Origin of the sequence: Gillisia sp. Hel_I_29 (assembly GCF_000744275.1) — a bacterium.
Classification (GTDB): domain Bacteria; phylum Bacteroidota; class Bacteroidia; order Flavobacteriales; family Flavobacteriaceae; genus Gillisia.
Map to the genome: position 1 here is coordinate 1 of NZ_JQLP01000008.1, position 22,002 is coordinate 22,002.

Sequence of the window (22,002 nt, forward strand, 5' to 3'; positions counted from 1 at the left end):
GGTAGACCCTTACCATTCGTCCTTAAATTTCAATATTTCACATTCCGGAATTAGTATCGTGAATGGGAAATTTATGGAATATACCGGAAACCTTACTACAAATGGGGAAGCTTTAGAAGGGGCAAATGTTGATTTTACTGTTAAAGTAACAAGTATCAATACCAATGTAGAAGACAGGGACAACCACTTGAGAAGTGCTGATTTTTTTGAAGTTGAAAAATATCCAGAAATGACTTTTAAAAGCACGAAAATCTTAGCTACTGGAAAACCTGATCAGTATTTATTATATGGCGACCTAACCATAAAAGATGTAACCAAACCCGTGATTTTTGATGTGTACTATGGCGGAACTGCCAAAAAGTGACCAGGGCGAAAAATTAGGATTGAAAGCCAAAACCACCATTAACAGATTTGACTACAATATTAATTATGATCCTACCGCAGCAGGTATTGGCAAAGATGTAAACATAGTGGTGCACTTACAGTTTGCCAAGCAGTAATACGTTTAAAAATTATCCAATAACATTAAAAATATAAGAAAATGGAAACAACAAAATGGGCAATAGACCCAACACACAGCGAAATTACATTTAAAGTAAAACACCTGATGATTTCTAACGTAAAAGGAGAATTTAAAACCTTTCAAGGAACCATAGATGGCGAAGATTTTACAAAAGCAACCATTTCGGCAAACATTGATGCAAGTCTATATCAACGAACAATGATGATCGAGACACGCATCTAAAAAGCCCCGACTTCTTTGAAGTTGAAAAATATCCGGAAATTACATTTGTGAGCAAATCCATTAAAAAAGTAGATGATGATGAATACCAATTAGTAGGTGACCTTACAATTAAAGGTACTACAAAAGAAATCACACTAGATACCGAGTTTGGAGGTTATATGAAAGACCCTTACGGAAACGAGAAAGCAGGTTTTTCCATAAATGGTAAACTGAACCGAAAAGACTTTGGCCTTAATTGGAATGCCGCCCTGGAAGCCGGAGGTGTAATGGTTGGAAATGAGATAAAAATTAATGCAGAAGTTCAATTTGTAAAACAATAAGTCATGAAAATAGGAATAACAGGTGCTACAGGCCAACTGGGCCAATTAGTAGTACAAAAGCTAAAAGACAAGAATCCCGATGCCAAATTAGTGGCACTCGTGCGAAATCCCGATAAGGCAAAACCTTTAGGTATAGAGGCCAAAGCTTTCGATTATGAACAACCAGAAGCTTTACCAAAGGCTTTAGAGGACATAGATCGTTTGGTTTTTATATCGGGAAGCGAGATAGGTAAACGTGAAACCCAACATAAAAATGTAATCAATGCGGCAAAACAAGCTCAAGTTAAGCAAATTGCCTACACCAGCTTGCTGCACGCCGATACGTCGTCAATGATATTAGCTCCAGAACACCTTGCTACCGAAAAAATGCTGCAAGACTCGGGCATTCCGCACACGATTTTACGTAATGGATGGTACACCGAAAATTATACTGCGGGATTAAAGCAAGCAGTAGAGCAAGGTGCTATAATTGGTAGTGCGGGAGATGGAAAAATTTCATCAGCAACACGTGAAGACTATGCCGAAGCTATAGCCGAAACCATCATAAACGATGACCATACAGGCAAAACGTATGAATTGGCTGGTGATCAAACCTTCACCATGCAGGATTTGGCTGCCGAAGTGAGCAAACAAACGGGTAAAAACATCGAATTTGTGAACCTTCCAGAAGCAGAATATGCACAAAAGCTACAGGAAATTGGATTACCTGAAGGGATGGCCAAAGCGTTTGCGAGTTTAGATTATAGCGCTTCTAAAAACGATTTGCATGATGAAAGTGGCGAACTCGCCCGTTTAATTAACCGTCCCACTACTTCTTTATCACAGGCGGTTAAAACTGGATTGAATTAAATTTTAAAATTACGGCAATAGAAACATAGAATCTATTGCCGGTTTTATTCTTTATTCAACACAATTGGTTATTAGAATACGAATAGATTATTAATTGATCCTAGTCCACTATTGCAACGCTATAATAGGTCTGAAGAAGTGGTCAATACGGTTTGTTAAATAGCCAGTCCAATTTCTTCAGCTACCAATGGCGAAATATTGCAGATGAAAGGAGGTATTATTGATATTGTAATATAAATATAGAAGATGAAGGTTATTCCAGGACATACATGTCGTGTAATTAAGAAAACTCAACTAACAAAAAATATGCTGCGCATAGATTTTGAAATTTCGCAATCTAATTCGGCTATTGTATTCAAACCAGGTTGCTATGTAAAGTTACACCTCCCTGTGGCCAACCGAAAAAAGCCTAAAGTGCGCACTTATACTTTAAAAAATTACGATGAGGTCAATAAAATTCTCACTATAGATTTTGCATTGCACCAACCCGCCGGCATAGCAACAAACTGGGCAATGTGTGCTTGGGCTATTGAACTGAACGCTTTATTCTTGTTTGGCGCTGTGGGGCTAATTTTTACGGGAGCAGGAAAATATTCAATTGATTATCGGTTGGGTAAAAAAACGGCCTAATCTAATTTTTGCAGCAAATGAATAGAAAGCAATTTTTAAAATCAATAGCTTTATTGCCCTTAATACCTTACAGTATGACATTAAAAGATTTAAACAAAATGACCTCAACAATGAGTAACACAGGTAAAATGCCTGTGCTTTTCTTAGGTCACGGCAGCCCTATGAATGCCATTGAAGAAAACGAATTTGTTTCGGCATTCAGAAAATTAGGTCAAGAAATTATAAGACCAAATGCGATTCTTTGTATTTCAGCACATTGGGAAACTAAAGGAACATTTGTAACAGCAATGCAAAATCCACCAACCATTCACGATTTTGGTGGTTTTCCACAAGCATTGTTTGACGTTCAATACCCAGCAAAAGGAAGCCCAGAATTGGCGGAAGAAACCAAAAGTATTATTACCAAAACAGAAGTTGGATTAGACGATAAATGGGGGCTTGACCATGGAGCTTGGAGCGTAATCAAACATTTATATCCAAATGCCGATATTCCGGTCATACAAATGAGCATTGATTATTCGAAACCGGCAAGGTATCATTACGAATTGGCTCAAGAGCTAAATAGCCTTCGCCATAATGGCGTTTTAATTATTGGAAGCGGTAATATGGTGCACAACCTGCGTAGGGTGTCCTGGAACAAGCTAAACGAAGAATTTGCTTTCGATTGGGCTACCGAAGCCAACGAAAAAATGAAAAGCCATATTTTAAGTGGAGACCATCAAAAACTTATCGACTTTAAATCGCAAGGAAAAGCATTTGATTTAGCCATCCCAACACCTGAGCATTATTTGCCTTTACTTTATACCTTGGCATTGAAAGAAGAAAATGAAAAGGTAACATTGTTTAACGACAAATCTGTTGGAGGTTCATTGTCAATGACTTCTTTAAAAATAGAACCTAATTGATGAGCATAGAAAAGGCAGCAGCTAACAACGTATATAAAAAATAGCGGTTCAATAATCGCTTAATCAAAAGAAAATGAATAAATTAAAGGTCACCTATAATCCGAAAAGTTAGTGCATAAAATCCGCTACTTTTCATATACAAAAACGTTGTGCATAATATCCAACAGTGACTTTTCAGATCAATTAATAAAACATATATATCCAAATAGCCCTAGACATTCGAAAATTAAAAGAGCTACAAACAACAGCAATAACTGATATGATGAAAAACACTTTTAATGGTGATAAATCTAAAAACATCCAGAAGACTACTAAACTAGCAATCATCTCTGCAACAGCAATAGCATAACTGACAAACATAGCTCCAAAGAAAAAGCCAGTTTCTTTTTCAAATTTAAAATTACAATCTTTACACTTATCATTCATTAACGGCATGCGGAATAGAAAAATATTTCCTTTCGTTTCAAAAATATCTCCATTTTTACAATTAGGACATTTACCTTTTATAACACCTTCTACTTTATTCATATTCCGATTAAATTTATATCACAAATTTAGCAGCAAATCCAGGATTGAATGATATATTTTTTACGCTCATTTTTGTACTTTTGAGACATTTACTATGAAGATAACTGTTTTAAATATTGATCAATTCAAAAACTCCAAGGTTTTAAAAGATGTCTATGTAAACACATTTTCACAACATATCAATTTGAATCAAGATCTAATTAATAAACCCCACAGCCATAATTTCTATTTGTGTGTTTTATTTTCGGAAGGAACTGGAACACACGAAATCGATTTTAATTCATATTCTATAAATCCAGGAAAAGTTTTTTTCTTAAAACCAGGACAGACACATTTCTGGAAATTTGATACAGAACCAAAAGGTTTTATCTTTTTTCATTCTCAAGAATTTTATGAAATGACATTTGTGAACCATAGACTTACCAATTTTCCGTTTTTTTATTCCTATCAAAATCCCCCTGTAATTTCATTGAAATCAAATCATCACGATCTTCAAAAAAAATTCAAGGATTTATATCAAGAGTATGTTGATTCAGAAATCTTTAGAAACTTGAAAATAGTAAATATTATAAATGATATTTATATTGATCTAACCAGAGAATACACTTCCGATCTCGATCTATCAAACAATTCTCATTCCAGCTATCTACATATCATAGAAAATTTTGAACATTTATTGGATCAATCCTATGACAAGCAGAAATTACCCAAGTTCTATGCTGACAAATTAAACATCAGCACAAAGCACTTAAATAGAGTAGTAAAAGAAACAATTAATAAGACTACTAATCAAATGATTTCTGACCGAGTGATTTTAGAGGCAAAAAGATTAATTGTACATTCGAATAGCTCGTTATCAAATATCTCTGAGACTTTAGAATTTTCAGATTATGCTTACTTTTCAAAATATTTCAAATCTAAGGCAGGAATAACACCTACGAACTTTAAAAAGAAGTATTCACAAAAATAATTGAGGATAGATACTATGCACAACATCGGTTAAGCGCAAATAGCGGGCAATCAGATGAAAAGTGTTATTTTAGAACCTAATTAAAAACCAACAAAGCCGACAAGAACGTGTCCCTACTCCACGCTACTTGCCTTAACCAAGACCGTTGTGAGCAAGCTCATTTCAAAATTGTAACATAAAACTATGTCTGACTTTTCAAAATTTTCAACTAATCAATTACAGAATTCATTAAACGTAATTAGAAGTCAAAATATAAATGGAGCTACCCAAGAATTTGGAAATTTGTTAAAAGAAGAGATAGAAAAAAGAAATATTGATAAGAGCAAAGAATATTTCCATTCTTTAATAAAAAGAAAAGTTGCTCAAACGTCGGTTGGTTCTTCAGCACTTAGAAATCAAGGAGCAAAGGGAATTATTGAAATTTCTAGAAATTATTTTGAAAATGAAATTGATTTAAAAGAATTTAAACAACAATTATACTCTGATAATTTCAAAGAATATTTAGATGATAATACAATAAAACTTCGAAATCTATTTCCTGAAAACGGTCAAAGTTGGGGGGCAGCAAGAAAAGGTTTGAATTTATTTTTAAGAGATGTAATTTACAATCACTACTTAAGAGAAGATTTAAATATAAATTCAGATTCGATTAAACACCTCAAAAAACTAGAAGTTCCATTGGACAAAGATGTAGCAAAAGGTTTATTACAAGAAAAGGAGAATAAGAGTTTAAAAAGATGGAAATCTATTAAAAGTTTGGATCAAATTACAAGTGACAAATATCAAAATATCGCATATACTGTTGCTGAGAGAAAGGGAATTTTGAGAGTACATCTTGATTTAGAATATTGGAGAAAAGTCAAACAATGAGCCAGCTCACAACAACGGTTAATCGCCAATAAGCGGCACCGTTAGTAAGAAAATAATTTACTGTACTTTCCTGAAATAGGTTGACTAAAAATTAATCCTTTTAGCACTATATCTAATGAAAGAACAAAATGAACACTGTCGAAAAACTTCCTACAAAAAAGTAGGGTATGATCTCAAGCTGGTTATCATTGATCAGATCCAGAATGCACAAATCTCTATCAATCATGCTTCCGATAAATATCAGGTTTCCAGAGCTTCCATCTATTACTGGTTGAAAAAATACAGTACTTTAGAACAAAAGAAACAAGGGATGAGCAAGAAAGATGAAATAAAGAAACTCAAAGAAAAAATAGAGGAACTAGAGTTTGTGAAAGACTTCCAACAAGACATTATTGCTGACATGGAACTTATTACCGGAGTTGATATGTCAAAAAAGTCATTGCCCAAAACATTAGCAGACGAGATCGAAAAAAAGAAGCAAAACCGTTTAAAAGAAAATGGTTGATCCAATGTTTTGGGGGTTTCTAAACAAGCTTTCTATAAGCGGTTAAAATCTCATCAGACTAGGCAAACAGAGCAACAGCTAATCATTCGGCTCATCAAGGAGTATCGGAGTCAGTATGGACTGCGCACCGGTGGAATCAAACTATATCAGGAATTAAAGGCTGACATGAACCGACTCGGTATCAAAATAGGAAGGGATAAATTCTATCAGGTGATGCGAATGAATAACCTGCTCGTTCCTAAATTAAAGCGGTTTCATATCACAACCGATTCAAAACATCGATTCTTTAAATACAAAAACCTGGTAAAAGATAAAGTTCCCACCAGACCTGAACAACTTTGGGTAAGCGATATTACCTATATCAAAACGCAGAACGGACACAGTTACCTGGCATTAGTCACAGACGCCTATTCTAAGCAAATTATGGGGTATAAATTAGCAAGCCATATGAAGACATCACTTTGCATCGATGCCCTTAGAATGGCCATTAAAAATAGGAAATACAAGAATCAGAAACTCATCCATCATTCAGATCGTGGAATTCAGTATTGCAATCCCCAATACACCAGCTTTGCTGAGGAACACGGAATACTGATGAGCATGACCGAGAAATACGATCCGTACGAGAACGCCATAGCTGAGAGAGTCAACAGAACCCTTAAATATGAATACGATTTAAAACGAACTATAAAAAATACTAACTTAGCGAAGAAGATGGTCAAAAGGGCTGTTGAGATTTACAACAACAAAAGACCACATTTTAGTCTCAAATTGAACACCCCTAACTTTGTTCATTTGAATAGAAATGTAGACTATCATTCCTACAAAAGAAACAAACAAAATTTAGAACTATTGACCATTTAAACTGTCGAAAATTGAATCAAAAATGGTCAACCTATTTCAGTATAATACACCACCTGATAATTATAGCCTTTCTAGTTTGGCGAAACCTACTGTCTTTCTGTAATTATCTGGAGAAACACCTACTTTTTTCTTAAAAAACCGACTAAAATAAAATTCATCATAATAACCAAGTCCAGCTGCAATCTGTTTCAAAGGTTTTGATGTTAAATATAGCTCTCGTTTAGCCGCTATAACAATTCTATTAGAAATTAAATCGCTAGGTGTTTGCTGTAAATACTTTTTTACAATCCCTGCCAATGTTTTTGTACTAACACACAAAACATCTGCATAATCTTTCGGAGAATGTAATTCACAAAAGTTTTTCTCAATAGAATCTACTAAATTTTGTAGGATTTCAGATTGGCCATCTGAAAATTTTGGAACTATCTCTTTATCGAATTGTTTTTTCTGCCTCACTGCTTCTATTAAAAATATCTTTAAAAATGCGACAAGAACTTCATGTTGAGCTATAGAATCTTTATCCATCTCTTTTGAAATTTGGTCTATGAGATTAAAAAACAAAGCCTCTTCAGAAATCTTAAAATGTGGTATTCCACTAAAATTATTAAAAAGAACGCCTTCTGTTTCAATATCATTTTGATGACGATAAGTACAGAAAAAATCTGGGTGAAAATTTAATAACCAGCCCGAACAAGATGCTGCAGAAGAAATCATAAATGGCTGATAAGGCGACAGGCAAATCATTTGATAACCTTGCAGTTCATACTTAGAAAGGTCCACACTTAACTTATAGTTGCTTCCGTAAAGTAAAATAATAGAATAATAGTTCTTTCGCTGTAAATGGTCAAATTGATTAAGATTTTCAAACCTTTCTAGTCTAAAGGCTAATTCACCATTTTGTTTATCAATAATAATTTGAGCCATAAACATCTATTTCTTTTTTAGTATCCTTAAAAACAAAGGAGTGCTTATTGCACTCCTTTCTAAAGATATCAATTATTTTGAAGCAATGATGTCTATTTTTTGAATTGCAGTTGGTTTAAAACCTTCTAAAAGAACCGGAGCATTTTCCATAAGTGCTGCAGCAACTTTACCTGTTAAGTGGGCATCTCTACCTGAATCATCAGCAAAAGTATCAAAGATTGCATACGTAGTCGCATCTATTTTTATAGCATACCAAGATAAAGTCTTTGGCTCATCACTTACTAATTGTTTTCCAACATTTAGAAAGTTTTCGACATCTGCTGTCTTTGTTTCTTTAGATTTCATGATAACAAGCAAGCCTTTGTTTTGCAGTCCAGACTTATGATTAGATGCCAATATGTCTATGGCTTGAATATCTGTGTCAGCATCAAAATCTTCTAATAAATCATCTGCATTTGCTAATAGTGCCTTTGCAACTTCTCCTTGTAAATGCGCTTGTCTACCTTCTTCAACTTCAAAGGTATCATAGATACCAAAAGTTTTACTGTCTATCTGAAAGGCAAACCAAGATACTGTTTGAGGTTCTTGATTGACTAGTGCTAATCCACCAAGCAAAAAGTCTTTTACGTCTTGTTCTTTTCCTGGTTTTGCCTTCATAATTACTAATAATCCGATTGTTTCATTTTTTGTACTGTTCATAATGTTTGTGTTTTTAGTTTTTGAAAATGTTTGAATTGTAAATCCTAGTAAAAAAACCAGGAGCGCTAATTTTAATGGAACTATAGTTTTCATTTTTTCTTGTTTTTTTGTTACAGTGTAAATTTGGAGAGAAATAAAGGACTGTGGAATGGATGTTTATTACTATGGCATGGACGATTTTCAGGAAAGTAATACTAAAAAAGCAACACTATTAAATTCAGTATGCACATAACAACGTATATAGCTCATAGCTAATGAGTTGCTTATACGAAGTTAAGGCATATTTGTAAAGTCGCCAAATTTTTAAATTTGACGATTTCCAATAAAAAAAGATAAATAGTAAAATTTAAAAATCTGGCTTGTGCTTAATCCGAATAAATATCGCTAATTTGCACGCTACGAGCCATATACACAACCGTTGTAAGTAATGCCGAAAAACCCAGAAACCGAATGAAAAAGACAATATTTGAAATTACCAAAATGGACTGTCCTTCAGAGGAAAATCTAATCCGAATGAAATTAGATGGAATTTCAAGCATTGCGAATTTGGACTTTGATATTCCGAATCGAAAATTGACCGTTTTTCACAGCGGAGAAATTGACCAAATCGAAAAGTCAGTTATCGAACTAAATTTAGGTGGAAAGAAAATCTCGACTAAACAAACCGACCAAACGGAATTTAAAGAAAACAAAAACCAAAAAAAGCTACTTTGGTCTGTACTCGTTATAAATTTTGCGTTTTTTATAATCGAAATGACAACAGGAATTATCTCAAAATCTATGGGACTTGTTGCCGATAGTTTAGATATGCTTGCGGACAGTTTTGTTTACGGAATTAGTTTGTTTGCGGTTGGCGGAACAGTAATAAAGAAAAAACGGATTGCCAAACTTGCTGGATATTTTCAAATAATACTTGCGATTATTGGATTTGTAGAAGTTTTAAGAAGATTTTTCGGAGACGAGAAACTTCCCGATTTTTCGACAATGATTATCGTTTCGATTTTCGCACTTATCGCAAACGGAATTTGTCTTTATATTTTGCAAAAGTCAAAAAGTAAAGAAGAAGCACATATGAAAGCGAGTATGATTTTCACCTCGAATGACGTGATTATAAATTTAGGAGTAATAATTGCAGGAATTTTAGTGCATTATTTGAGTTCTAATAAACCTGATTTGATTATTGGAACAATCGTTTTTATATTGGTAATTCAAGGAGCGTTTAGGATTTTGAAATTAAGTAAGTGAATGAAAAAAGCACTACTTACAACACCGTATATAGCTCATAGCTGGGCAGTTGCTTAATCGAAGTTTAGGCATATTTGCGAAGTCCGCCAAATTTTTTAATTTGACTTATTGAGAAAAAAAGGTAATAAGAAAATTAAAAAATCCGGCTAGTGCTTAACCGAAAAAAATATTGATAATTTGCACGCTACGAGCCATATACAAGACCGTTGCCACACATTTGAAAAAAACAATAATCATAGTATTAGCAACCTTTCTGATTTTAGCATTTGTAGTGCTTTCTATGGGTGGCGGACACGGAATTTTTTGGCCAGCTAAATTGATTTATCCCTATTCGATGAATATTGCAGTAATGAATAATCAAATCGGAATTTTTGCAATTATAATTGCGATTATTCAAATTCCAATTTATGCGATACTTATAAGCAGAAAAATTAAATGGATATATGCCATACTCGGAATTCACATTATTTCGGCAATTATTTGCCTGAATTTACCGACGGAAACTTTTAGCGGATAAAATGAAGAAAGGAATATTAAAAACACTTTTATTCTACGTTATAGGCTTCGGACTTGCGGGAATAGCTTATTTGATTATTGGAAACCCTTACATCCACGCGCCAGGAATTCATCATTTGATTTTATTTCTGACTTTAGTAGTTGGTTTGATTTGGATGCTTATCAGTTTAGGAAAATTTATATTTCAAAAGAAAACGCTGAACCTCAAAGGAATAATTATAACAAATTCTGTAATTATAATAGGAAGTTTTCTTTGTGTAACGATACCGATTTACCTTGATCAAAATAGTGAAGAAAAAATTCAATCTGATTTTGTGCGCACAGAAAAGGTAGGCAACACAATAAAAATGTATCATAACGACAATCTGATTTTTATCAAAGTAAAAGATAGTGTGCTTTTAGACTTGAGATAAATAACGAACCGAAAAAAACGTGTGGCAACATCGTTTAACAGCAAATAGCGGGTATTTAATTAAAAGTTATATTTTAGAGACCAAGTAAAAATCAACTAAGCCGACAATAACGTGTCCCTACTCCACGCCACTTGCGTTAAACAAGACCGTTAGGTGTAATTTTTTAGAAAAAAATGAAAAAAATATTTATCTTATTAATAATAATGATTTGTTCAAATACATTTGCCCAGAAAAAAGATATATCTGACCAAGTTGAATTTGAAACTCAAAAATTTAAAGATTCAATTCATAAACTTAAAGAATTCTCGAGTAGTTTAGATTTGGAATTCACCGTTGACAAATTCAAAATAGATAAAAAAATGGATTTGGAATTGAATAATGATTACACCACTTCAGGAATGCTTCAAGCAACTTATAATTCATACGTAAGCTATGATGACTTACTGAATAAGTATTATAAGAAACTGCTCAAGAAATTAAACCATGAAGACAAAGAGACTTTAAAACAAGCTCAACGAAATTGGATAAAATTTAGAAATTCAGAAATAAAGCTTAATAATTTAATCGCAAAAGATGAATATTCTGGAGGAGGAACAATACAGCAGTTATTTATAGCTTCGAGAAACCTTGATCTGGTTAAAAATAGGTTGGATGAAATTTATGAGTATTTAAACTCTAGAATTATGATCAAGTAAAAAAACTACACCTAACAACGGTTATCACAAATAACGGGTTTTATCGAAAAAGTGTAATTTAGTATCCTAAGTAAGAAAATACTTAAACCGACAAGTCCGCGTCCCTACTCCCGCAACTTGTGTTAGGTACTGTGTTATAAAACAAGTAATTTTGAGAAAATTTTTAGGAAGAAGTCAATGTTAAATTGCTTCTATCCTGTGCAGCAAGGACTTCGGTTCTTGCTGTCTTTTTTTGCTCATGTTCTGGATCGTAATCTATTTCATTTTTCCATAAACTATACATTAATACCAATAGCTTTCGCTCTACTGCTACTAAGGCTATCATTGGTTTGACTTTAGTGGGTTGGACTCGTTCGTAAAATTTTCTCAAGGTTGGATTCCATTGTATGGCGCTCATCGCTGGCATATATAGTGCACTACGAATATGTTTATTCCCTTTCTTACTGATTCTCGTCTTTCCCTTATAAGCACCAGATTCTTTCAAGACCACATCAAATCCTGCATAACTAGTCAATTGTTTAGCATTAGTAAAACCGGTGAAACCCAAAGTTTCACCTACTACGGTCGCTGCAGATTTAAAAGAGATCCCGGGGATACTTTCCAAATGCTTAATCCTTTGATGCATCTGTGGATCATTCTTAACTAGAATTTCCATCTCCTTTTCTATTTCTATCAACTGCTTTTCAATCAATTTTAATCGCTGTCCATAGCGCTTTAGCTCCCGCTTGCTTTTATAAACGGAGTGTTCCAAGGCATGAAGTCTATTTCGCTCCATCTGCTTTTCCTTTAGTAAAAAAGATCGTTCCCGACTCAGCCCTTTTAACTGACGTAATATTGGATCTGGTGGGCTCCATAATGCCAACTCTCTTTCACAACCAAGCATGGCAAGCATACGGCTATCTAAGGCATCGGTCTTGGAACGTTGATCCAAACTTTGAGCATAGCGCTTTACACGTCCTGATTGCATAACACTTACAGGAAATCCTTCCCCATAGAGATGGTATACCAAAGCTTCATGATAAATACCTGTCGATTCCATAACGACAACTATATCCTCTGGAGAACTGGCATTTTTAAGTAACCACTTTACCAACTTTTTAAAACCTGATAAATCATTACTAACCTCAAATGGATCTTCAAACTCCTTTGTAAGTCTAGCCGTTAGACGGCACAAACAAACAGCCAAAGTCTCTTTTGAGACATCTACTCCTAAGGAGAGTTTCAAAATTTCATTCTTCATAATAATGTTGATTTTTTAAACTCTATTCTCCATCACTTTTGCTCGCTTTTGATACGATCTCTGTTATAGGATCTAGGTACTGTTCAAGTTCTTAGAGAAATTAATAGAAGGGTGGAATTTCTAACACACGATATCATTGATTAAATGTATCTACCGAGACCTCCCTATCCCTTCTATGGAGTTTAATAATTAATTCCTATTTTTAGCTAAATTACAATCTCAAATCTAACATACGAACCGAGACCGTTGTAAGGCATTTTTACAGTAAAATTGTGACTATAAAAATAATAAATTGAAATGGAGATAAAATCTGTTACCGAAGCATTTGAATACTTATATAATTTATCACTAAACAATTCTGATTTTCGGTTTAGAGGACAAGCTAATTATGAATGGACGTTAATTCCCTCTATTTATAGATTCAACAACTTCCAACGATATCAAACTGTGCAATTTGAAAAAAATATATTGCAAGCAAAACCTCCAAAACCTAATCCTCCATTAACCTACACAAATTTTGAATTAGAGTGGCTAATGATTTGCCAACATTATGGAGTTCCAACTCGCTTAATTGATTGGACTGCGGATATTCTAATAGCTTTATTCTTTGCATGTTCCAATGAACAAATAAATGATGGAGCTCTTTTTGTTTGTAATCAAAATGATTATCCTCTTTTCGCTTCGTATGAAGATCAAATTATGGAGACTCAAAAATTAGCTTTCGTTAGTACAACCGTAAATAATCCTAGAATGAGAGCACAGTCTGGTAGTTTTATGATATGGGGACATTCACCGCTTAGTGATGAAAAAACAGAAAGTTATGATTTATGGGAATATCATAAAGAGGAAAATAAATCTCATTTTTTAGAAAAAATTCTTATTCCATCTAAATTCAAAAAAGCTATAATGAAACAGCTTGACGAATTTTATTCAATAAACTATAGCAATCTGTATCTCGAAAACGGATATTTAGAGAAAACCTATTTTTCAGATTTCCAAAAATTAAAAGAAAACTCCCGACTAGCTACCTTATATGTTACGGACGCTGATAAATTAACAGAAAAGGAAGAAAAAATAGCAAGATCTATGTTCAAATTCGATTGTAGAAATATGTTTGGAGGTTGTATCCGATTAAGTAAAATTGGGTAAAAGAAAATTACAAAAGTAAAAACGCCTCACAACAACGGTTATCACAAATAACGGGTTTTGTCGAAAAAGTGTAATTTAGTATCCTAAGTAAGAAAATACTTAAACCGACAAGTTCGCATCCCTACTCCCGCAACTTGTGTTAACCGAGACCGTTGGCAGCAATTTTGACTCGTCCTGAATAAAGGCTACATAATTCTAAACAGTTATGTATAAAAATGACAGAGTAACCAGACGTTACAGTGAACCATTCAAATTAAAAATTTTATCAGAACTTAGTACTGGAAAATATTCTAATTATGAACTAGGTAAACTCTATGGGATTGCTCCCTCAACCATCAATGAATGGATTAGGAAGTATGAGCGTAAAGACCTAATGAACACAAGGGTTATGGTAGAAACAAAGGATGAAATAACACGGATCAAAGCACTCCAAAAAGAAATTGAACAGCTTAAAAAACTACTCCTTAAAAAAGATATGGATCAACTGGTCGATGATGCATACTTGGAAGTAGCTGCCCAAAAACTAGGCTACAAAAGTGTCTTGGAACTTAAAAAAAAACTAAATATCAAGCCTTAATCATAGCAAAGGAAAAAGCCAAGGGATTTGCTTCGTTATCCAAGATATGTGATTGTTTTGAACTAAAACGTGACGCTTATTATAAGTACAAATGCAGAGCTGATAAACGAAAAGAGATCGAACAACATATAGTTGCTATCGTAAAAAGAAAACGCAAATCCCTTCCGCGAGAAGGCGTGCGCAAGCTTATGAAATCCTTGAGCCAGGACTTTGAAAAGCAGCAGTTAAAAGTAGGTAGGGACACATTATTCAATGTACTAAGAGAACATAAAATGTTGACATTAAGAAAAAAGTACAGTGCCAGAACAACCAATTCGTATCACAGGTTTTATAAGTACAATAACATTATAAAAGATCTAAAAGTAAACCGATCTAATCAAGTTTGGGTATCGGACATTACGTATATCAGAACTCTAAAAGGATTTTGTTACCTAGCACTCATTACAGATATGCATTCCAGAAAGATTGTGGGTTATGACCTTAGTGATAGCCTAGAACTTAAAGGATGCGTGAGAGCACTTAATAAAGCGATTTACCAAGCCAAAGACATCAAAGGGCTCATACACCATTCAGACAGAGGGATACAATATTGCAGCAATGTGTATACTCAAATCCTTAAAAGAAAAAAGATAGCTATCAGTATGACTGAAGAAAATCACTGTTACGAAAATGCAATGGCAGAACGCGTAAATGGGATCCTGAAAGATGAATTCTATCTCGATCAGGTCTTCACAAATAAGGAACACGCTAAAAGAGCTGCAAAAAACGCCATTAAATTATATAATGAAATAAGATTACATTTATCTTTAGACTATCAAACACCAAATATGGTATATAAATTAACAGCGTAAAATCAATTTTAACCTGTAGCCATATTTCAGGACAAGACATGCGGAAATTGTGCTAATCATCAAAATTCGAGCTGAAGAACCAACACGCAAACAGCACATTTATTTTTTTCCGAACGCTTCTGCCAACGCTTAAAAATTAAAAGAGCTATTTTTAAGCCAACACACAAAACAAAACGATGAATACTTTCAATGACATAAAAGAGTTGGTTTCCGCTTTGAAAAGAGAGGAAAAACTAATATCTGAAATGTTTAGCAAAAGGAAATCAATTGACTATACATTGAGTGATGCATTAGAACTAGTTGATTATGAGGAAAGTCGTATTGATTTATTAATACAAAAATCTGTAATTAGAGAAAATGGAGGTCTTTTAGAACTTGATGGTCAATTTTTGGAATTCTTTGAACAAGTGCTTTTTGTAAGTGAAGAAATAAACTTGTCATATATTGATGAAAACATCAAAAAAATCAAAGAAAACATAGACTATTTTTTAAACGAAAATAACGAAAACAGAAGATATAGTTATCTAAGGTTTATAAAAAAGACGTTTCGGAAAATGGGAATAATAACACTTAGAAGTGTGGTCGATTTAAGACGAAATATTGAGAACACTTTTAAAAACGAATCCAATTACAAGAACAAACAATTAAGGTTAGAAAATCTTGATGAAAAAAGAACAATAGTAACAAATTTGATACAGCAAACATTGGCTCTTATTAACGAGGAAGAAATAACTTTTTTCAATAGAGCCTTAGATGAAGAATTGAGTAGAATTATTATTGAATTAAAATATCAGCTAGGAGAATGCTCACATAACCTAATTGAAATAGAAAAGCATATAATTGATTATCTAAATCAGATAAAACAACAAGGGAAATTCTTAGAAAAATTACGAAAACTAAAATATTTAAAAGACAATTTTACTATTGAAGCAGAAACTGACATTAGACAAATAGTATCAAACAAAAATCAAGTGATTTTTGAGGTAAGAACAATTCAGTCTTTAAATTTATCTATTGATTTTCTTAGAGAAAGTGAAAAAGCTTTTGAAGCAATTAAAAGAATTGCTAAAAATCATAAAGACAGATTACTCTTCAAACCAGAAATAGCAGAAAGTATTTCTAATGAATATCTTGAAAGTAATATTGAGGAAGAAGTAATGATAAATCTAGAAGAAATACGAAATCGTTTCGTTGCTACAAGTGACAACTTATTCAATTTTATTTTAAACTATGATTTTTCAAAAAATGTAGATTTTAATGAGCGAGTAACTATATTCTGTCAAATCATTTCCCAATATGAGCAAGAATTAAAAATAAAAGACAATTTCCAAATAACTAATAGTATTGAATATGCTATGGTATTTTCAAAATAAATTTTAATGATTACAAAATATACTTCAGAAATATTTGACGTGCTACGTAAAGGGCAATTCATCTGCTCAAACAGTCCAGATGATGACATTCAAAAACTCTATAAGGTTTTAGAAGAAAACGAAACATTTGAAGATTTATACGAATACTTCTATCAAATCAACTACATTTTAGAGCAAGGCAATGAATATTTCTATTTCAGTCGCATAGAAAATAATGCAGACTTAGATAGAAAATTAGAAAAAGCATTTAATTGGATTGATATATTAGATTTTTTTAAAACTTTTGATTCTTCTTTTGATGTAGGTTTTAGGTTTTCACCATCAGACATTGTAAATCAACTAAAAAACAATGCGGATTTAAAAGCCAAACTAGAAAAATTTAAAAAAATAGGTGTTGACAAAAAAAGCTACTCAGATAGAATAAAAAAAATAATTGAAAAACTTGAGAAAGATAATTTTATAACATTGGAAAACGAGATTTCAGAAACTTACAAAGTACTTACCTCATTAAATTATTTGAAAGACATTATAACAGCTATTAATATTCCAGAAGAAATAGAAAATGAGATACCTGAATAAAATAGTTTTTATAAATAGTGCATCTGTAAAATACTCAGAAATTGAATTAGACGGAAATGTTCATTTAATTGGAACGCAAGGTGTGGGGAAAAGCACCTTACTTCGTGCTATCTTGTTTTTTTACAATGCGAATAAAACTACGCTTGGGATACCTAGAGAGAAAAAGGGATTTGATGATTATTATTTTGAATATCAGAACTCATATATTATTTATGAAATAATAAAAGAAAACATTCCTTTTTGTGTTTTAGCATACAAAGTAAATGGAAAAGTTGCGTTCAGGTTTTTTAATTCTGAATATAAGAGAGAATTATTTATTGATAAAGATAATAGAGCTTTTGTAAGTTGGGATAAAATCAGAAATGCTTTTGGAAAAGAGATTTATTATACCAAATTAATAAAGAGTTATGAAGATTTTCGTAGAATCATTTATGGAGATAATAACGGCTTAAAGCCTGAGCTTAAAAAGTACGCTTTAATTGAGAGTAAGCAATACCAAAATATACCAAGAACTATTCAAAACGTACTTCTCAATACTAACTTAGAAGCGAAATTTATTAAAGACACCATAATAAATTCTCTAAATGAGGAAGAATTCGTTATAGATATTGAGAACTATTCTAAGAATCATTTACGTGATTTTGAAACTCAGATTAATGATATTAAAATATGGTTTAAAGAAAATCGAAAAGGGCAAATTGTAGTAAGAAAACAAGCCGACAAAATTATTGACAGATTCAGAGTTTTCAACTTTCTAAAAAGGGAAAAGAAAGAACTAGCATATGAACTGGCATCTAGAAAAGATTACATAGAAAATGAAAAGCCAATTTTATATTCTAGTTTTTCAAAAGAAAACAATGAGCTAACTGAGCTTTCTAAAAAAAGAGAAAACTTATCTAAAACGCATCGAAGAAGAGAACAGGATATTGTTTCGGATATCAAAATAATTACGACAGAGTTAGCAAAAGCAAAGCAAAAACAAGCGGAATACGATAATCAAAACATCAATCAAATAATTTCAAAAGTTGCAAAGAAAGATTCTTTGATTATTGAGCAAAAGACTTTAGGAGACGAAAAAAATCTACTAACCTCTAAATTCGCGGAAATTAGTCAAAAATTCCAAGCTCTCATATCCCAAATTCTAAATCAACAACAGGAGTTTGCCAATACACAAAACGCAGAAATAAACAAAATAAAAAGTGATTTTGGAGAGAATAAAACTTTAATATTTGATAACTACCAAAAGTTGATAAATCAAATTAAAGAAGAAAACAAAGATGAAGTAGATAAAGGTTATAATGGGTTAGACAAATTAAAAGAAAGCGAAAACAACTTAAAAAGAAAGAAATCAGAATTAAAACATAAAACCTTTTTCTCTTCAGAAATTGATAAGTGCAAAGACAGTAAAAAAACACTTGGCGACAAAATTTCAAATTCGAAAAGCATCATTCTAAATTCAACAAATCAAACAGCTACGATTCGCAAAGAATGGGAGCTAGAGACAAAAGAAGTTGAAAGGATTAATAATACATCCGTTGAGAAAGAAAAAGAAAAAAGTCAAAAGTTGGTTTTAAAAATTGAGAAAATTGAAAACAAAATTCAACAAAGTAAATCTTCTCTATATGGTTGGCTAAACGACAATGTTTCTAATTGGCAAAATACAATAGGAAAAGTAATTGATGAAGACAATGTATTATTCAACACAGAACTAAATCCTAAACTAATTGATATTACTTCCACTACCTTATTTGGCATTGAGTTAAACTTAAACACTTTAAAAAACAGTATTAAAACTGTTAAAGAATATAATCAAGAAATTGAGGAATATAAAGGTAAGATTGATGAAATTCAAAATACTATTCAGCAACTTAATGCGAATAAAGTCGATAGTTCACAAAAACTAAAAACAAAATTTAAGAAAAAACTAAATAGTCTTAAAGAAGTTATTACCGAAAATGAATACACAATATCGCAAAACGAAGAAAAATTAAAGAAAAATAAGATTGATTTAGATGAATGGGTTTCAAAAGCTAAATTGGAAAAAGAAAATATTTTACAAAAACTAGAAAATGATTTAGACGAGATTGCGTCAAAGAAATTAAAAGCTGAAGACAACCTAAAAGTTATTAAGAAAGGAATAAAGCGTAAAACAAGCTTAAAAGAAAATGAACGAGACTCTGAAATTAAATCTTTAGAAGAAATCAAAAACAATAAGATTTACGAAATAAACACTTCTATTTCAAATGGTAAAGAAGTGTCAGATAAACGGATTCAAGAGCTAAAAAAAGAACAAACCTCTGAATTAGGCAACAAAGGAGCTGACACGAAAAGGCTCAGTGTAATCGACAATAGATTAAACGATGTAGAAAAGGACTTAGATTATATAAAAAATAACGAAATAATTGTTATAGAATACAATAAAGATAAAAGAGAACTCTTCGATAAAGTACCTCTGTTAAAAGTTGATAAAGCTAGTTTAGAAATAAAGCAAACTTCAATAATTAAGGAACATAAAATTGAATTGAATAAAATAAATACAAAATATTCTAAACAAGAGGATTTTGTAAAATCAATAAAATCTAAAATTGAGGAATTTGATACTGACGAAAATAAATTTATAGAGTTTAAAGAAAAGTCAGAAACCTACAAAAGTGTTCAAATTTATTTTTCTGAGCCAATTAGAGAATTTAATGAGACAAAAACTGCTATCTCAATTATCACAGAGATAAATGATAAACACTATAAAGGAATTGAGACATTTAATGAATTACAACAATCTACAAATGCATTTATAGGTAATTTTGGTGAACAGAATATATTTAGCTTTAAAGTAAAACTAAATGAAGATAAAGAGTTTTTAAACTTTGCGTCTGACCTTAAAGAATTTATTGAAGTAGATAAAATTAACGAATATGAAAAACGGGTAAATGACCGATTTGCACATATCATTCACTTAATAGGCAGAGAAACAACTGAACTAAACTCTAAAAAAGGAGAAATTGAAAAAATCATTAAAAAAATTAATGATGATTTTGTTGGCAAAAACTTTGTGCAAGCCATCAAAGGAATGGAAATGAAAACTTTAGAAAGTTCTAATCCAATAGTCAAGTTATTAATTCAGATAAAAGAGTTTAATGATGAAAACAGTCTTGCTTTAGGAAAAACGAATCTTTTTACTTCGTCAGAAAGCAATTCAAAAAATCAAAGAGCTGTAGAGTTATTAAAACAACTAGTAAAAGAATTGATGAAATCAAAAAGCACAAAGCTAACACTCTCAGAATCTTTTGATTTACAATTTAGAATAATAGAAAATGATAATGATTCTGGTTGGGTTGAAAAGCTTTCGAATGTAGGTAGTGAGGGAACAGACGTTTTAGTAAAGGCAATGATAAACATTTTACTTCTTAATGTTTTTAAAGATAGTGCATCTAAAAAATTCAAAGACTTTAAATTACATTGCATGATGGATGAAATAGGAAGACTTCACCCTAATAATGTTAAAGGGATTTTAAGATTTGCGAACGAAAGAAACATTCTATTAATTAATGGTTCACCAACAAGTCAAAATGCTACAGACTATAAATACACATATAAACTTGCAAAAGAACAATCCAAAAGCAACACTAAAAAATACATAACAAAAATTAATCGATTGGTAAAAGTAAATACCAAAGTTCTTAATTAATGAAATTAACATTAAAAATAGCAAAAGTATTAGTTCAACTAATTAATGGAGAATCTATTCCTAATCACTCTGCTAAAAGTAGATTAATTGACGATTTAGTATCTGAGAATATCATAACTAGAAAAGGAAAGCACAAAAAGTCCTTAGAATTATTAGATAAAACGGATTTACACACCTATTTAGCAAATCAATTACAAGTTAATGATTTGAATAAATATACTTTGGCTTTAGAAAATGAAAATTCAACTCGTGCAGAGTTTGTTAAGATTACAACAGATTCCAAAAAATCAAAAGAGAGAGCATTTAAAGGTTTTTTAGTAAATAGTTATAATTCTATAAAAGCTGAACTGAATAATGAAACCATAATCATCAATCCTGATAAAGGAAGCTTTGTTTTTATATATGACTATGAATCTTTCAAAGTTCCAAAAGAAATAACAATTATTGGAGTTGAAAATGCTAAAAATTTTAGTCAGATTCAAGAACAGAAATACTTGTTTGAAAATATAAATCCTTTGTTCGTTTCACGTTATCCACAAAACCGAAATAAAGATTTTATAAAATGGATGAATTCTATCCCAAATAATTATCTGCATTTTGGAGATTTCGATATTGCAGGAATTGGGATTTACTTAAATGAATACAAAAAGCATTTATCGGGAAAATCGACATTTTTTATTCCTGAGAATATTAAAAGTGTCCTAAGAAAAAATGGTAATAGAGAACGATTTGATAACCAAAAAATAAATTTCAAAATTGACAACATACAGGAATCGAAAATTCTAGAATTAATTGATATTATTCAATTAGAAAAAAAAGGTCTAGACCAAGAATATTATATTGAAAACGATAGCCAACGCTGAAAGCCAT

At 31.9% G+C, this 22,002-nt stretch carries 24 protein-coding genes and 1 pseudogene; 21 read left to right on the plus strand and 4 right to left on the minus strand.

The features are described from left to right. The 6 genes and pseudogenes from P163_RS16865 to ygiD form a co-directional block, all read left to right on the plus strand. Nucleotides 1-364: YceI family protein (locus tag P163_RS16865; RefSeq protein WP_231556265.1), on the plus strand; the 364-nt coding region annotated here is incomplete at its 5' end. After that, entirely contained in the window at nt 342-500 is a 159-nt protein-coding gene (locus P163_RS18665) for a YceI family protein (protein WP_231556267.1), read from the plus strand. The genes P163_RS16865 and P163_RS18665, both read left to right, overlap by 23 nt. 41 nt (nt 501-541) lie before the next feature. Continuing rightward, nucleotides 542-1,065 (plus strand): annotated as a pseudogene (locus P163_RS16870) (YceI family protein). Between the two features lie 3 nt (nt 1,066-1,068). After that, the gene (locus P163_RS16875; RefSeq protein ID WP_034887670.1) at nt 1,069-1,914 is read left to right on the plus strand and encodes an SDR family oxidoreductase; all 846 of its coding nucleotides are present in this window, start codon (nt 1,069-1,071) and stop codon (nt 1,912-1,914) included. Between the two features lie 246 nt (nt 1,915-2,160). Beyond that, a complete protein-coding gene (locus P163_RS16880) occupies nt 2,161-2,544 on the plus strand; it encodes a siderophore-interacting protein (RefSeq protein ID WP_034887672.1) in 384 nt (127 codons plus the stop codon). Nucleotides 2,545-2,561: 17 nt separating this feature from the next. After that, complete coding sequence (gene ygiD / locus P163_RS16885) at nt 2,562-3,449, plus strand: 4,5-DOPA dioxygenase extradiol (protein WP_081891346.1); 888 nt, start codon at nt 2,562-2,564, stop codon at nt 3,447-3,449. Nucleotides 3,450-3,632: 183 nt separating this feature from the next. On the opposite strand, the gene P163_RS16890 is transcribed toward ygiD, so the two are convergent. After that, the gene (locus P163_RS16890) at nt 3,633-3,977 is read right to left on the minus strand and encodes a DUF983 domain-containing protein (RefSeq protein WP_034894714.1); all 345 of its coding nucleotides are present in this window, start codon (nt 3,975-3,977) and stop codon (nt 3,633-3,635) included. A 94-nt stretch (nt 3,978-4,071) separates the two neighbouring features. On the opposite strand from P163_RS16890, the gene P163_RS16895 reads away from it, so the two are divergent. From P163_RS16895 to P163_RS16910, 4 genes are all read left to right on the plus strand, one after another. After that, entirely contained in the window at nt 4,072-4,947 is an 876-nt protein-coding gene (locus P163_RS16895; protein ID WP_034894717.1) for an AraC family transcriptional regulator, read from the plus strand. A 183-nt stretch (nt 4,948-5,130) separates the two neighbouring features. Further along, nucleotides 5,131-5,817 carry a hypothetical protein gene (locus tag P163_RS16900; protein WP_034894720.1) on the plus strand — a complete coding sequence of 229 codons (687 nt, stop codon included), beginning with the start codon at nt 5,131-5,133 and terminating at the stop codon, nt 5,815-5,817. Nucleotides 5,818-5,932: 115 nt separating this feature from the next. Continuing rightward, on the plus strand, nt 5,933-6,322 hold the full coding sequence (locus tag P163_RS16905) for an IS630 transposase-related protein (RefSeq protein ID WP_034886817.1): 390 nt from the start codon (nt 5,933-5,935) through the stop codon (nt 6,320-6,322). Nucleotides 6,323-6,331: 9 nt separating this feature from the next. Next, on the plus strand, nt 6,332-7,186 hold the full coding sequence (locus P163_RS16910) for an IS3 family transposase (protein WP_034894723.1): 855 nt from the start codon (nt 6,332-6,334) through the stop codon (nt 7,184-7,186). A gap of 60 nt (nt 7,187-7,246) precedes the next feature. On the opposite strand, the gene P163_RS16915 is transcribed toward P163_RS16910, so the two are convergent. Together P163_RS16915 and P163_RS18005 are read right to left on the minus strand one after the other, a co-directional pair. After that, a complete protein-coding gene (locus tag P163_RS16915) occupies nt 7,247-8,110 on the minus strand; it encodes a helix-turn-helix domain-containing protein (RefSeq protein ID WP_034895110.1) in 864 nt (287 codons plus the stop codon). A 72-nt stretch (nt 8,111-8,182) separates the two neighbouring features. Next, nucleotides 8,183-8,902 (minus strand): putative quinol monooxygenase, encoded by a 720-nt coding sequence (locus tag P163_RS18005; protein ID WP_051931316.1) that lies wholly within the window; start codon nt 8,900-8,902, stop codon nt 8,183-8,185. 357 nt (nt 8,903-9,259) lie between these two features. On the opposite strand from P163_RS18005, the gene P163_RS16925 reads away from it, so the two are divergent. From P163_RS16925 to P163_RS16940, 4 genes are all read left to right on the plus strand, one after another. Further along, on the plus strand, nt 9,260-10,054 hold the full coding sequence (locus tag P163_RS16925) for a cation transporter (RefSeq protein WP_034894726.1): 795 nt from the start codon (nt 9,260-9,262) through the stop codon (nt 10,052-10,054). A gap of 217 nt (nt 10,055-10,271) precedes the next feature. Then, complete coding sequence (locus P163_RS16930) at nt 10,272-10,571, plus strand: hypothetical protein (RefSeq protein WP_156100744.1); 300 nt, start codon at nt 10,272-10,274, stop codon at nt 10,569-10,571. A gap of 1 nt (nt 10,572) precedes the next feature. Then, nucleotides 10,573-10,983, plus strand: coding sequence for a hypothetical protein (locus tag P163_RS16935; RefSeq protein ID WP_034894732.1), 411 nt, complete (start codon nt 10,573-10,575; stop codon nt 10,981-10,983). A 173-nt stretch (nt 10,984-11,156) separates the two neighbouring features. After that, a complete protein-coding gene (locus tag P163_RS16940) occupies nt 11,157-11,678 on the plus strand; it encodes a lysozyme inhibitor LprI family protein (protein ID WP_034894735.1) in 522 nt (173 codons plus the stop codon). A 163-nt stretch (nt 11,679-11,841) separates the two neighbouring features. Here the strand turns inward: P163_RS16940 and P163_RS16945 are convergent, their stop codons facing one another. Next, nucleotides 11,842-12,918 carry an IS110 family transposase gene (locus P163_RS16945; protein ID WP_034890609.1) on the minus strand — a complete coding sequence of 359 codons (1,077 nt, stop codon included), beginning with the start codon at nt 12,916-12,918 and terminating at the stop codon, nt 11,842-11,844. Between the two features lie 297 nt (nt 12,919-13,215). Between P163_RS16945 and P163_RS16950 the strand changes: the two genes are divergently transcribed. The 7 genes from P163_RS16950 (at nt 13,216) to P163_RS16980 (ending at nt 21,995) form a co-directional block, all read left to right on the plus strand. Then, on the plus strand, nt 13,216-14,067 hold the full coding sequence (locus tag P163_RS16950) for an FRG domain-containing protein (RefSeq protein WP_034894739.1): 852 nt from the start codon (nt 13,216-13,218) through the stop codon (nt 14,065-14,067). A gap of 205 nt (nt 14,068-14,272) precedes the next feature. Further along, nucleotides 14,273-14,644 carry a transposase gene (locus tag P163_RS16955; protein WP_034894742.1) on the plus strand — a complete coding sequence of 124 codons (372 nt, stop codon included), beginning with the start codon at nt 14,273-14,275 and terminating at the stop codon, nt 14,642-14,644. 2 nt (nt 14,645-14,646) lie between these two features. Beyond that, the gene (locus tag P163_RS16960; RefSeq protein WP_034894745.1) at nt 14,647-15,495 is read left to right on the plus strand and encodes an IS3 family transposase; all 849 of its coding nucleotides are present in this window, start codon (nt 14,647-14,649) and stop codon (nt 15,493-15,495) included. Between the two features lie 176 nt (nt 15,496-15,671). After that, the gene (locus P163_RS16965; protein WP_034894748.1) at nt 15,672-16,868 is read left to right on the plus strand and encodes a hypothetical protein; all 1,197 of its coding nucleotides are present in this window, start codon (nt 15,672-15,674) and stop codon (nt 16,866-16,868) included. 6 nt (nt 16,869-16,874) lie between these two features. Further along, complete coding sequence (locus P163_RS16970) at nt 16,875-17,447, plus strand: condensin complex protein MksE (RefSeq protein WP_081891376.1); 573 nt, start codon at nt 16,875-16,877, stop codon at nt 17,445-17,447. Next, nucleotides 17,431-21,132 (plus strand): ATP-binding protein, encoded by a 3,702-nt coding sequence (locus P163_RS16975; protein WP_034894751.1) that lies wholly within the window; start codon nt 17,431-17,433, stop codon nt 21,130-21,132. The genes P163_RS16970 and P163_RS16975 overlap by 17 nt, the downstream gene beginning before the upstream one ends. Further along, nucleotides 21,132-21,995 carry a hypothetical protein gene (locus P163_RS16980; RefSeq protein WP_034894754.1) on the plus strand — a complete coding sequence of 288 codons (864 nt, stop codon included), beginning with the start codon at nt 21,132-21,134 and terminating at the stop codon, nt 21,993-21,995. The genes P163_RS16975 and P163_RS16980 overlap by 1 nt, the downstream gene beginning before the upstream one ends. Nucleotides 21,996-22,002 lie beyond the last annotated feature (7 nt).

Coding starts and splice junctions, on each gene's coding strand:
- P163_RS18665 (WP_231556267.1), top strand. CDS start 342: ATGGCGGAACTGCCAAAAAGTGACCAGGGCGAAAAATTAGGATTGAAA.
- P163_RS16875 (WP_034887670.1), top strand. CDS start 1,069: ATGAAAATAGGAATAACAGGTGCTACAGGCCAACTGGGCCAATTAGTA.
- P163_RS16880 (WP_034887672.1), top strand. CDS start 2,161: ATGAAGGTTATTCCAGGACATACATGTCGTGTAATTAAGAAAACTCAA.
- ygiD (WP_081891346.1), top strand. CDS start 2,562: ATGAATAGAAAGCAATTTTTAAAATCAATAGCTTTATTGCCCTTAATA.
- P163_RS16890 (WP_034894714.1), bottom strand. CDS start 3,977: ATGAATAAAGTAGAAGGTGTTATAAAAGGTAAATGTCCTAATTGTAAA.
- P163_RS16895 (WP_034894717.1), top strand. CDS start 4,072: ATGAAGATAACTGTTTTAAATATTGATCAATTCAAAAACTCCAAGGTT.
- P163_RS16900 (WP_034894720.1), top strand. CDS start 5,131: ATGTCTGACTTTTCAAAATTTTCAACTAATCAATTACAGAATTCATTA.
- P163_RS16905 (WP_034886817.1), top strand. CDS start 5,933: ATGAAAGAACAAAATGAACACTGTCGAAAAACTTCCTACAAAAAAGTA.
- P163_RS16915 (WP_034895110.1), bottom strand. CDS start 8,110: ATGGCTCAAATTATTATTGATAAACAAAATGGTGAATTAGCCTTTAGA.
- P163_RS18005 (WP_051931316.1), bottom strand. CDS start 8,902: ATGAAAACTATAGTTCCATTAAAATTAGCGCTCCTGGTTTTTTTACTA.
- P163_RS16925 (WP_034894726.1), top strand. CDS start 9,260: ATGAAAAAGACAATATTTGAAATTACCAAAATGGACTGTCCTTCAGAG.
- P163_RS16935 (WP_034894732.1), top strand. CDS start 10,573: ATGAAGAAAGGAATATTAAAAACACTTTTATTCTACGTTATAGGCTTC.
- P163_RS16940 (WP_034894735.1), top strand. CDS start 11,157: ATGAAAAAAATATTTATCTTATTAATAATAATGATTTGTTCAAATACA.
- P163_RS16945 (WP_034890609.1), bottom strand. CDS start 12,918: ATGAAGAATGAAATTTTGAAACTCTCCTTAGGAGTAGATGTCTCAAAA.
- P163_RS16950 (WP_034894739.1), top strand. CDS start 13,216: ATGGAGATAAAATCTGTTACCGAAGCATTTGAATACTTATATAATTTA.
- P163_RS16955 (WP_034894742.1), top strand. CDS start 14,273: ATGTATAAAAATGACAGAGTAACCAGACGTTACAGTGAACCATTCAAA.
- P163_RS16965 (WP_034894748.1), top strand. CDS start 15,672: ATGAATACTTTCAATGACATAAAAGAGTTGGTTTCCGCTTTGAAAAGA.
- P163_RS16970 (WP_081891376.1), top strand. CDS start 16,875: ATGATTACAAAATATACTTCAGAAATATTTGACGTGCTACGTAAAGGG.
- P163_RS16975 (WP_034894751.1), top strand. CDS start 17,431: ATGAGATACCTGAATAAAATAGTTTTTATAAATAGTGCATCTGTAAAA.
- P163_RS16980 (WP_034894754.1), top strand. CDS start 21,132: ATGAAATTAACATTAAAAATAGCAAAAGTATTAGTTCAACTAATTAAT.